Genomic DNA, 11,008 nt, shown 5'->3' with positions numbered 1-11,008 from the left:
GAGCGCCGTCGAGATCTGCGAGGCTGAAGAAAGATCGGTGCGCGAACGTCAGATCGTGCCGTTACCTTGAACCCGTCAGTCGTCACTGTAATAACGCCTCCCACCATGAAAATATCCCCCACGATCCTCCCCCTGCTGGCCCTCATGGGTGTCAGCGTTGTCGTGGCCCAGGCCCTTCCTCACGCCGGCAAAGGCCGCGCCCGCCGCCCGATCCATCGCCACGAAGGCCCGGCCCCGCACGCCAGTGGCCGGCTCGGCGACCCCTTGCCGGACCTAACGCAGAGCCAGCTCTCCGCCTTCACGGATGGTCTCGGTGAATTTGAAAGCGTGGAAACTGCGGACAGCGGCCTCGGTCCTATTTTCAACAACACCTCGTGCGCCAATTGCCACACCGCGCCCACGATCGGTGGCGCCAGCGCCCAGGTGGTCACCCGCTTCGGGCGCAACGACAATGGCGTCTTCGATCCCCTCGCCGCGGAAGGCGGCTCGTTGCTCCAGAGCCGGGCCATCAACCCGGCCGTGCTGGAAAGAATCCCCGTCGATGCCACCATCGTCGTCCAGCGGCAGACCACCCCGCTCTTCGGTGCCGGACTCATCGAGGCCATCCGCGACCAGGACATCCAGGCCCTCGCCAATCGCCACAAGGCCGACGGCGTGCTCGGCCGCGCGGCCATGATCACGGACGTCACCACTGGCGACGAGCGCGTGGGCCGCTTCGGCTGGAAGGCCCAGCAGGCCACGCTGCTGGCCTTTGCCGGCGACGCCTATTTGAACGAGATGGGCATCACCAGCCGCTTTTTCCCCACGGAAAACGCCCCGAATGGCAACCAGGAGCTCCTCGCCCAGTACGATCACTTTGCCGATCCCGAGGATGAGGTCGACCCCGCCACGGGCAAAAGCGACATCGACAAGGCCGCCGACTTCATGCGCTTCCTCGCCCCGCCGCCTCCTCCCCACATCACCGCCGAGGTCCAGAATGGCTATGGGATGTTCGTTCGCATCGGTTGCGCCGAGTGCCATGTCCCCACGCTCATGACCGGGCCCAACAAAATCCGCGCCCTCGATCGCAAACCGGTCACCCTCTTCTCCGACCTGCTCCTGCACGACATGGGCAGCCTCAACGACGGCATCGCCCAGGCCGACGCCCTGCCCACCGAAATGAAGACCGCGCCGCTCTGGGGCCTGAAGTTCCGCGCCCCCTACCTGCACGACGGCCGCGCTCCCACCCTCCCCGTCGCCATCAACGACCACGACGGCGAAGCCGTCCCCGCCCGCGACCGCTTCAACAAGCTCCCCGCTGGCCAGCAAAAGCAGGTCATCGACTTCCTGAATAGCTTGTAAGTCACTCTCTCAGGAGAAAGCCCCTCCTCCGCGTGTCATTCTGAGCGGAGTGTAACGGAGTCGAAACTAGCCGCGCGGGGCACGCTGGCAAGACGTGAGGGCACAGCGCCACTAGGAGCACAAGGGATGGAACGTAAACCTCGGCGCCGAAGCACTCGCTCGGTGTGCGCGCCACCCATTCCCAGCCGCGCATCTCGTTGAACTGCCAGTCGCCAAGGAACGAGAAATGATGCTGGGTGAGGGCAATCCAGTCGGCGGCGAACCAAGCCAAGACGAGAAGCCAGGTGCGTTGCAAGAACGTGATGATTGGGATGTTTTTCATGGTTGTAGGATAGTCACAGCCTTCCGGTCAGCAGCAGAATGACGAGCACGATAAGGAGGATGGTCCCGATGCTGGCCGTGCCGTGGTAGCCTCCGTAGAAGCCGTAGCCGCTGCCGCAAAAAAGGAGGATGAGGATTAGAATGAGGAGCAGGTTCATGATTTAGAATCTCGCGGCCACAGAGGCAGCGGATAGGGTGAGTTTTCCGGTAAAGTAGAGGAACCCAACGACGAGCAGACCGACGGCGGCCAAGGCTTCGAGGGCGCGGCGTATCCAGTTCTTTGATTCCAGTTCGTGGACCTTGTTCTCCGCGGCGGCCCGGGCAACGCTCTCGGCGCTCGCCTTCTCAGCCAACTGATCGGCTTCCGCTTCATATTGCGCCTTGTCGGCCGCGTGCTGCTTGTCGGCCGCTGCCGCTTCCTCAAGCTGATTCCCCTCGATGGTCTGAAGCGAGGTGATGGCGCCGAGTTGCGCCACGACCCCGGTGTTATCCAATCGGATGGCCGCGACTTCCTTCTGCGCGTCGGCAATCTCGGGACGAAGCTCGATCGGAGCCGTTTTAAACATCGCATCTAAAGCGGGCGTCAGAATGTCCAGATGCTTCGTCTGATCGTCGACCGCGATCTTGGCCTGCTTCGTGGCGGCCTGCACCTGGTGATGCGTGACGGTCGCGGCGGCGACTGCCCGATGCAGTTCGGCGGCACTGGCGTCGATGGCGGCACTCGATGGCGCTTTGTAGACGACGGGCTTGCTGGCACACGAGCAGAACGCCAGCGCAGTTAGGAGGATGAGGATGGACTTTTTCATGGCGGTTACTTAGGAACTTGGCTGCCCGTGTTCGCAGCACCCGCCTTTCGAGCGCTGCCGAAATAATTCAGGATCGTGCCGTCATGCTGACGAATGGGTGCGGCTGCCACGATGACGAGGATTCGGCGGCCAAGAGTGTCGATATAGTGAAAGCTATCCTGATAGGCGCGCTGATGATCGATCGCCAGTTGCCAGCCTTGAATGGCGCGGGCTTGATCTTCCGGGGCGATGGCGTTCTCCCATCCGCGTCCGCGCGCGGCATCCACTGGCAAGCCTGTCCACGCCGTCCACGTCTTTGATATCCGCTGCGTCTGGCCTTTCCCATCCGTTTGAAACCAGACCGTATTTTCATCGGTGTCCCGGCCATGCCACAGGGATTCGATGATGTTCAGTTGTCCGTCGTCGATATTGGAGATGGTGAGCCGGATTTCCGTCAACTGGTCGCGAATCTCCAGCAGGAACACAACGCCATCGTAGAACTTCTTCGTCTCCCGGAAGATCTTCGGGATCAACGCCAGCAAGCCCCACGTTGCCACCAGCGCGCCAGAGAGAGCGCCGCACCACTCCTGCCAACTGGATAGAAATGGGAAGGGCTTGGTCATGGCGAAAAACTCGCGCGCTTTAGTTGTGCGTCACCGTGCTACTCGGATTGGCCAGAAGGATCGTATCGATGTAGCTATTGCCGATGGTCCCCAGGACAAGATTAGCCAGGGTCGCTGGGCCTGAGGTAGCTCCGGGGTGGGCCGAGCTATTGCTGACCAAGGTCACGTTGAGCGCGCCCTCTGTTTGGGTCGAACCATAGCCATAACCGCTGATGTCGGCCGCGACAGCCGCAGCGACAGCACTAGCATCATCGCCCAAATAAACGTAGATCTCGAGGGCGTCGTGCCCGCCCGGCGCAGTGTTGCCACCGGAGACATTGAACCAAATGGAAACGAGCGCCAAGCCGGGAAGGTCCACCCAATCCCCATCTCCTGACGCGGCGAAGGCACTGGCGGCTGGCAGGGTAAGATCGAAGGTCGTTGGGGCGGGAGTTTCCATTGTGACCGGCGCATTGGTCCCGGCGCTGATATTAAGTGCGCACCCTACTGCTGGGGCGTGAGCAGCAAAGAACGCCAGAATGCCGCCTGCGCCGTTGATACTGGCGTCGTTCAACGCGTTGAAAGAGAGGTCGCAGACAACGGCACCGCCGCCCGTAAATGCCGTCGCCGTGATGGTCAGTGTGGTGAGCCCTAGTCCCGTCGCCGTCATCGTATCCGGCCAGAAGTCATCGAACACCAAAATAGTCAGCCCCGTGACGCCGATGAGTTTGACCAAATAAATCTCGCCCGACAGGGTCAGTGTCGATCCGATGTTGCTATCGTAGAGGAAGAAATACCAGATGTCGCCGTAAGTGACTCCCGAAATATCAAGCGTGCCGGTGTGGTTTTTAATCCAGACATAGTGGCTACTTCCGGGGGCCATTGTGCCCGCCATTGTGATACCTCCGGCCTTGCCGTTGGCGTTGATTTGCACCTGAAGCGTCCCGTCAACGTTGAGCACTACATTGGGCACAGTGCTTGACAGCGCCAACGCTATGGTCCTCGGAGATGGTGCGTCTAACTCGGTGATAATTCCCGCCGCCTCCAGCGTGCTGGCGCCTCCGTCAGGGCGCGGGGAAAGCGTAAGATCGCTCATGACTTTTTGATCAGGTAGATCACGCCGTCGCCGTTCGTGGCCGCGTCGAGGAAGATGTCCGGCAGGCTCAGTTCTTCGCCCGCGCGAACATCGATGGCCAGCGATTGACCAGGCGAGAGAACCTGACTCTGCGCACCCTTGTTCCCGATGTAGACATCGCCAGTGTTGGCTGTGGTCTTGTTCTTTCGCGCCGTGAGCAAGACCGTGGCCACGCCTTTGACGAGCTTGTTGATGTCGGTGCGCGCCAGCAGCGGAACTGCCGTGCCTGCCGTGGTGACATTTGTGAACCCGTTGGGTAGTGAAATGGAGAGGCTCATAGGCTGGCTGTTTCTGAGAACGCGGCACTGCCAGCGCGACGTGCTATGGCAAGCGAAAACTTCACGGCTCGTCCTCCGGTTCGAATTGGCCGCGCAAGGCGTCGAGCTCCTTTTGCGAGAGCGAGGTCTCTTTGGTCAGCGCCGCGATGCGATCGGTGACATAGGAAAGCAACCGTTCCGTCGCGTCCGCGCCCTCCTGAAATTCCTGCCGCTCGGCCACGGTGATCGTTCGATTTCGCAAACCGCTGAGGCAGTTATGATGCTCCTCCTGAATCTTCTCGTGAAACTCCGCGTAGGCAGGGCTCTTGAGCAGCGCTTCGTAGGACCGCAGGAGCGCGCGCTTCTTCTGGTAGTCCTGCGCCGTCATGCGTCACTCTCCTCGCTGGAGCGGTCGCCTTCTAACTTCGCCACTGCGGCATCCCGCTGCACAATCAGATTGCCAATGCTGCTCGCTCCATGCTCGCGAACCAGTCCCTGAAAGTAGCGCCACTTTTCATTGGCTGCCGAAAGCTGGAGGCGAATAGTCTCGATTTCCTCCATCACAATGTTTGCTGAGTCAGCGTTAAGCCCCATGGCAACCAGCAAATGCCTGTCGAGTAACGCCCCGGTCGCCATAAAATTACGCTGCCCCTTCCATAGAGCCATCGCTCGCCGACTGGCGTTCCGGAACATTCCCGCTGTCATCGATGACGTTTGACGGCAGCGGCTGGGCGGGCCCGCTCGGCGTCGGCGACTGCGTCGCGCCACCGCTCTGGCCGCCTTGCTGCGCAGCGATTTCCTCTGGTTTCGCGGGCGGACCTCCAAACTGCTGCACGAGCCAGTCCTTCTGTGAAGGGGCCAGGTCTGCACCCTTGAGTGCGATGCTCTCGGTTGCCCGCGGAGGCGGCGGCCCGGGCGGCGGACGGTTCGGGTCTGGCAGCGGGAAGAAGTCCTCGGGGTTCGGGAAGTCCAACGCTCGGAAAAGCTGCAAGAACGCCTCGCGCATCCGCGTCTGGTCGGCGGGCGGTAACTGCCCGTATTGCACGCCCATCGGGATCGCCGCGGTGGCAGCCTCGCGCCATTCCTGCCGCTTCGTGCGCGTGAGCAGGATGTCCACATTCATCGGCAGATGCCGCAGCTTCTTGGCGTCCTTCAAGAGCATCACCTGCTCGGCGGCCGGGTCGGCGTCGTTTTGCAGGTATTCGTACGTTTCGTCCCCGTCCTGCTTGAGGTAGATCAGCCCGATGGCGAACGCCAGTTGCGGCGTAAGACAGTCGCGAATCTCCTCGAGGACGTATTGGTGCAGCACAGAGCTGCTCTCCAACATGGAGTTGATGCCGGTGGCCGTGGAGTTGCTCGGCAGGTTCGAAACGTCGCCCTGGTTCGCGTTGGTGACCCCGCTATCGAGCTGGATGAGCTGCATGAAAAGCTCCATCAGCTTCCACGTCCGCTCATCGAGATCGGGAATCTCGATGACGTTGAGGATGTTCTTTGGATCGGTTTGCGAACTGACGGTCGAGTAGGTCGCTCCCGGCTCAAATTTCAAGTCAGGGTTCGCCTTCCCCTCCGCCGTATTTTGCGGGTTCCAAATCTTGGTCGGATCGGCGACGTAACTGTTGCGGTAGAGGATCGCGTTGAGCAGTTGGTCTGCCGCGTCCGCGAGGTTCTCGTAAACCTCCCAAAGCCCGCGACCGTAGGCGCGATTCCGGCGCCGGTTGATCGCCAGCAAGTGAATGTTCTTCGCCGCCCGTGGCGCCATGGCCGCGCGATACTCGGCGTAGATGCACTCATTCTGCTGAGGCAACAGCACGAGATGCAGCCGGCGCGGCTTGCCATCTTCGAAGCAATCGAAGTCGAACGAGCATTCGGCGACCTGGATCATCGGATCTTCGTCCTGCCCGCTGGCCTCCGCCTCATTTTTCATCGGCTTGCTCGCCTCGCTCTTCGGAGATTGCGATTCGTTCTTCAGTTTGCCGAGAATCGCCGACACCTCCGAATCCACCTTCTCCGGTTCCTCCGCGGCCGGGCCCTGCTCCTCCGCGTCTTCATCGAAGCTCTCCGGTGCATACTTGGCGCGCAATTCCGAGAGCGGCCGGTCGTAGCGGTGCGCGATCATGTCGCTTTCCTCCATGTTCGGCACGTTGATTGGCCAGAACACGTCCTTGCGCTCGCAGGCGTCGATCCGCAGCCCGCTGTAAAGCCGGACCTTCTGCTCCACCAGATGCTCGGCCCAAGTGTAGAGCGAAGCGTCGAGGACGACCTCGGGAGCTTTCACGAACGCCAGTAAGGGAGTGGCAGCCTCCGGTTGCTCAGCGGCTTCCTGCTCCGGCGTCTCAGCCGCTTCTTCTTGCATCCCTTCTACGCCCGCTGGTTGGCCCTGCTCGGAACCCTCGGCGCTCGCAGCATCCACGGGCTGCCCCTGCTCATTCGGGTCAAAGGTCTCGTCGTCTTCGTAAATATAATCGCCATCCTGCGTCAGCACCGGCGCGCCGTCCGCCTTGTGCACGAGGATCATTTCGAGGCTCTCGCTCACGTCCTCCTGCACGTCCCAGGTGGTCTTGATCGCCACGAAGCCAACGTCGAACAGCGTATCGATCGCCCGTTTGATCTTCGCCTTGTAGTCCGCCTGTCGCAGCTTCCAGCCGGCGTGCTTTTGCATCGCCTCGGCCAAAGGCTTGTCGACCTTGCCCTCAGGGCGCACGTAGAAAATCGGCTCGCTCCCGAATAGGTCCTTGCAGATGCGCGCCAACAGAAAGCGCTTCACGCTCCGAATAATCCCCAGCGTCTCGTTCTTCAGGCTGAAGATCTTCTGGAGAGGCCGGTTCGCGTTCCCGGGCGTGGTCCGGTCGCTGTAGTCGCCCTCTGCCCGGAGCTCGAACCGCTTCAAATCCTCCTCCAGTTGCGAGCGTTCCTTTTCCTCGGAGATGGCTTTATACCGGCACAGCGCCGCCTTCACGAGGCGTTTGTATTGGTCTTCGGAAAGAGATTTATGGAGCGCCGAATTCATCCCCAGAACTCCATTGCCACCGGCCTTGAGCAGGCAGGCTCACGTTCATCGCCGACGTGGAACGACGACGTTCGATACCATGCGAAAGACATGCAAGGATGAACGAAGGCTCGCTCCCATTTGCCCTTCGAAAGCCTTCGATACCAGCGGAACTCGGAAAAGAACGCGTCAAGAAAGTTGGTCATCGACTGCGGGCCATGCCGCGCGTCCGCGTTCGGTCAAGCGCAATCAGGCTTGCCTCCGCACTGTCGCGCGGCACATTTGAACCGTGCAGCCGAAATACTGGATCGTCACCTTCAAGCCCGAACCGCTCATGGGCGGCGACCCCTCCGCGACAATTGCCCGACTGCTCGCCTGCACGGACGGCGGCGATGCTCCGTCGTTTGAACTGACTCTCGCGGCCGGGGTCGCCCTCGACCTGCTTTACGATGCCTTGGAAGGTGGCGTAACATCCACAGCGGAGCGGGCGTGGCCGAACACGGCGATGCGAGCTCTCGCGGATACTCATCCCGATTGGAAGGATGACTTGATCGGGATAAGGGTCTGGAAACTGCCGCTGCATCCGGAAGCGACGCCTCAGTTGTGACGTCCCTTCGGCGCGTCCGGTAGCGCCTTTTTGATCAAGTCGCCAGCATAGCCAGAGCCCGGGACACCCGACATCTCGGCAACCTGCTGCACCACAGAGACGGCAGCCTTATTCCTAGCCTGCGGACTGCTCGCAGCTCCGACCTTGTAAGCATTCTTTAGCGCAGTCGGAAGCACATCAAGCACTGGCACGCCCGACCCTCCATATCGAATCACTCCAAGGGCCTGGCTCATGAACGGAATCCGACGAAGCACATTCACTCCGACAGACTTCATGAAACTGTCCTCGTGTTTGTCGTCCTTTTTGTGCCCTGTGATGGATGCCTCTGCACCTCGTACAGCGTGTTCGATCCCCGTCTCCATCAGCGTAGACGCCAGCAAAACTGCGCCCATGGCCAGCGCCTTGCCGGGGTCCTTTTCGGTGATGCCTGCACGAATGAAGTCGTGCCGCAGGTTGGAATACATGTCGAGAAACACGTTCTGGAAAGCAAAGACCGATTTTGCAATCGAAACGTTCCCGCCGATTCCAGATCCTCGAGAGAGAGCTTGCGGTTGGTCTTTCGGATTTGCCGAAGCGACTGCGCGTCGCATCAGGCTCAAGGCGAGGTTGACTCTGTTTCGGTCGACTGGCTCATTCAAGTAATTCGAGGGGTCTTTTCCTGCCTTCGCGAGTTCATGCTGGTATGCTCCGATGAACGTCGCCCTAGCATTTATTTGGTCGATGTTTCGCGCGATCAGGAAGGCGTATTTCTGGGCGGCGACAGAAACCTTGCCGAGCCACTTTGTTCCAGGGCTTCCTCGCTCCAGTTCTTCCTGCGCGGGCTCGGCGCCGTGCCGATCGAGGACTTCGGCTGCATTCTTGGAAATCCAATCGTTTGGACGGTCGGACAACGATTCGCGCAGGCCCTTCGAATACCACCCGGGGCCGCCCGCATGATACATTGAGAATGCCATGTTGCTCGCGTGCTTGATATTGGATGCGAGACGGAAGCCGATTGACCCCAGGCTAAGATGTTGTCGCAGGGTGTCCAGCCAAGGCTCGCGCCGAGAAATGTCAACGCCGCCTCGCCGAGCGATGGTGTCGATCCAGTCTCGCATAATCCGCTGTCCGATATCGCCATACTTTGCGGGGAATATTGGATCATTTACCACGGCTGCCATATCGTTGAGCGCGTGGGTCATTTTCGCAAAATACATCGCGTCGGCTACGTGCTGGCGAACAATGGCAAAACCATCCAGGCGAATCGGAGATGTGGCATTCTTGACTCGATCAAATGTCATCCCGCGCGCTGTCGTTTTCTTGGGCATGGGTGCAAAATCATCGGCCAATCCTCGCCAAGCTGCGGCCTCATCTATCGGAATTACACGACCCCCCTCAACCTGGGTCGGCGCCTGATCCGGAAGGAAGGAGTCGTGATCGCGCATCAGAGGAAAATAGCTATCGACCTTTTGCACGTGCTGATTAAATGCCTCGCGGGCTACGCGTGACACTTCGGGAAATACACGAGCCTCGATTTTCTTCCATTCGCCGTAGACCTCCGCCAGCGCGGGGCTAACGACGCGATTCTGTTCTATGATTCGCGACTCGACGCCCATGGCCTTCAAGCGCTCCTCTCCGCCTTCTTGCTGAATAATCGCATGCACGGCGAATCGCTCGCTGTCCGACTGCGAGAGGTTGTGCTTCTTCAGTAAGTCATCGAAGGGTTTCTGGAGTTCATTCTTGGAGACGAGGTAATCATTGTATGCGGTGTCCGCGCGGCCGATGAAATGACGCTCAAGCGGGCCATTGTATCTCGCCTTTCCCTCTCCGAGCGCGTCCGTCACGGCCGAGATTGGAAGAAGCGCCCGACCGAATACCTTCGCGTAGTTTTGCGCGGTCGTGATTTTGTTCCGCAGTTTCTGCACCCATGGCAGCTCTTCGCCAGGCTGCGCTCTCATAATAGGTCCCTGATTGATCGGCGTCGTCTTAGCGACCGCTATATCCGACTTCGCAACCTCTTGACGCGCTTCAGCAACGGCCTCCCGCGTTTTCAATTTCAACCGGCCCAGCTTTTCCAGAAGTGCCATGTCTCCGAGGATGCTTTCGAGCACGTGCGTCGGAAGATCTCGAACCGGCAGTTTGTTCAAACGCTCCAGATTCTTGATCACCTCCGCGGGCACAGCGTGACCAGAGAGGCTAGCGTCCTTCGCCGCGATGTAGTCCTTCGTGCCTTGGAGAGCGGCCACAGTATCGGCGCGAGGCTTCGAGAAATCGAGATTGTTGATCAGCCCTTGAATGCGGCGTTGATACTCGACATCGACGCCAGGCGAGCCCGACACGCGATCAGCGACCTTCTTGATTCCTTCGACGATCGCGGCTTTCCGCAGGTCCTCGGCTTTGTCGAGGGTCTTACCCGCGATGCCGATCGCTTTCTTGAAAAGGGTCTGGAGCCGCTGCTCATTCTTGCCGTCAGCGCGGAGAGTCACAGGCTCAGCAACAAGACGCGTCACGGCATCCGCCAATGCAGCGCGCGCCCTGCTCGGCAACGCCTCGATAATCAGCCGGCGCAAAGCCCCAGCCATCTCGCCCTTCTGGCGTTCAATGAAAGCGTGCTGCTCTTTGCCGAACTCGAAGCCTTCTTTCAGGCCAGTCACCATCGCCTTGGCCGCCGTCATCTTCTTCGCGAAATCGCCAGCAACCGCGTTCACTCGATCCTGGAGCGCGTAGAGCGGCGCCGGTTCGACCTGTTTGATGTGCTCGGTCAGTTCCGCCACGGCGGCGCTCTTGGCTTTGTCCAGGGCGGCGGTCGCGTCAGCCAGCTTCTTGTCGACCTCGGCGACGGTGATGCCGTGCTGATCGGCGATTTGCTGCTTGTCCGCACCCTTACGAACGGATTCCAGAATGTCGCGCTGATCGGCAGAGAGTTCCTTCCCCGCCTCTCGCATCGCGTGAGCCAGGAGGCCGTTCGCTACGGGCTCTTCCCTCGTAGCCGATG

Annotated in this window: 12 protein-coding genes; 2 read left to right on the top strand and 10 right to left on the bottom strand. The window is 60.2% G+C overall.

Going from position 1 to position 11,008, the window contains the following annotated elements; translation table 11 throughout:
- The first annotated feature begins 105 nt into the window (after positions 1 to 105).
- Complete coding sequence (locus ABJF10_RS24550; protein ID WP_348547263.1) at positions 106 to 1,341, top strand: di-heme oxidoredictase family protein; 1,236 nt, start codon at positions 106 to 108, stop codon at positions 1,339 to 1,341.
- A 1-nt stretch (position 1,342) separates the two neighbouring features.
- On the opposite strand, the gene ABJF10_RS24545 is transcribed toward ABJF10_RS24550, so the two are convergent.
- The 9 genes from ABJF10_RS24545 to ABJF10_RS24505 all read right to left on the bottom strand — a co-directional run bounded on the left by ABJF10_RS24545 (position 1,343) and on the right by ABJF10_RS24505 (position 7,448).
- Positions 1,343 to 1,663: a hypothetical protein gene (locus tag ABJF10_RS24545; RefSeq protein WP_348547262.1), complete on the bottom strand. Its 321-nt coding sequence runs from the start codon at positions 1,661 to 1,663 to the stop codon at positions 1,343 to 1,345.
- 13 nt (positions 1,664 to 1,676) lie between these two features.
- The gene (locus ABJF10_RS24540) at positions 1,677 to 1,820 is read right to left on the bottom strand and encodes a DUF3309 family protein (protein ID WP_348547261.1); all 144 of its coding nucleotides are present in this window, start codon (positions 1,818 to 1,820) and stop codon (positions 1,677 to 1,679) included.
- Positions 1,821 to 1,823: 3 nt separating this feature from the next.
- Positions 1,824 to 2,468, bottom strand: a complete 645-nt coding sequence (locus ABJF10_RS24535; RefSeq protein WP_348547260.1) for a hypothetical protein — start codon at positions 2,466 to 2,468, stop codon at positions 1,824 to 1,826.
- A 5-nt stretch (positions 2,469 to 2,473) separates the two neighbouring features.
- The gene (locus ABJF10_RS24530) at positions 2,474 to 3,070 is read right to left on the bottom strand and encodes a PAS domain S-box protein (RefSeq protein ID WP_348547259.1); all 597 of its coding nucleotides are present in this window, start codon (positions 3,068 to 3,070) and stop codon (positions 2,474 to 2,476) included.
- A gap of 19 nt (positions 3,071 to 3,089) precedes the next feature.
- Entirely contained in the window at positions 3,090 to 4,145 is a 1,056-nt protein-coding gene (locus tag ABJF10_RS24525; protein WP_348547258.1) for a hypothetical protein, read from the bottom strand.
- Positions 4,142 to 4,462 carry a hypothetical protein gene (locus ABJF10_RS24520; protein WP_348547257.1) on the bottom strand — a complete coding sequence of 107 codons (321 nt, stop codon included), beginning with the start codon at positions 4,460 to 4,462 and terminating at the stop codon, positions 4,142 to 4,144. Before ABJF10_RS24520 ends, ABJF10_RS24525 begins: the two co-directional genes overlap by 4 nt.
- Positions 4,463 to 4,523: 61 nt before the next feature.
- Positions 4,524 to 4,829, bottom strand: a complete 306-nt coding sequence (locus tag ABJF10_RS24515; RefSeq protein WP_348547256.1) for a hypothetical protein — start codon at positions 4,827 to 4,829, stop codon at positions 4,524 to 4,526.
- Positions 4,826 to 5,077: a hypothetical protein gene (locus ABJF10_RS24510; protein ID WP_348547255.1), complete on the bottom strand. Its 252-nt coding sequence runs from the start codon at positions 5,075 to 5,077 to the stop codon at positions 4,826 to 4,828. The genes ABJF10_RS24515 and ABJF10_RS24510 overlap by 4 nt, the downstream gene beginning before the upstream one ends.
- Positions 5,078 to 5,081: 4 nt before the next feature.
- Positions 5,082 to 7,448: a hypothetical protein gene (locus ABJF10_RS24505; RefSeq protein WP_348547254.1), complete on the bottom strand. Its 2,367-nt coding sequence runs from the start codon at positions 7,446 to 7,448 to the stop codon at positions 5,082 to 5,084.
- Positions 7,449 to 7,716: 268 nt separating this feature from the next.
- On the opposite strand from ABJF10_RS24505, the gene ABJF10_RS24500 reads away from it, so the two are divergent.
- The gene (locus tag ABJF10_RS24500; RefSeq protein ID WP_348547253.1) at positions 7,717 to 8,034 is read left to right on the top strand and encodes a hypothetical protein; all 318 of its coding nucleotides are present in this window, start codon (positions 7,717 to 7,719) and stop codon (positions 8,032 to 8,034) included.
- Here ABJF10_RS24500 and ABJF10_RS24495 read toward each other — a convergent pair.
- The gene (locus ABJF10_RS24495) at positions 8,025 to 10,958 is read right to left on the bottom strand and encodes a hypothetical protein (RefSeq protein WP_348547252.1); all 2,934 of its coding nucleotides are present in this window, start codon (positions 10,956 to 10,958) and stop codon (positions 8,025 to 8,027) included. The genes ABJF10_RS24500 and ABJF10_RS24495 overlap by 10 nt on opposite strands.
- Between the last annotated feature and the right edge of the window lie 50 nt (positions 10,959 to 11,008).

Source organism: Chthoniobacter sp. (genome assembly GCF_040003245.1).
Classification (GTDB): domain Bacteria; phylum Verrucomicrobiota; class Verrucomicrobiia; order Chthoniobacterales; family Chthoniobacteraceae; genus Chthoniobacter.
This window is presented reverse-complemented; position numbering and strand designations above follow the sequence as displayed.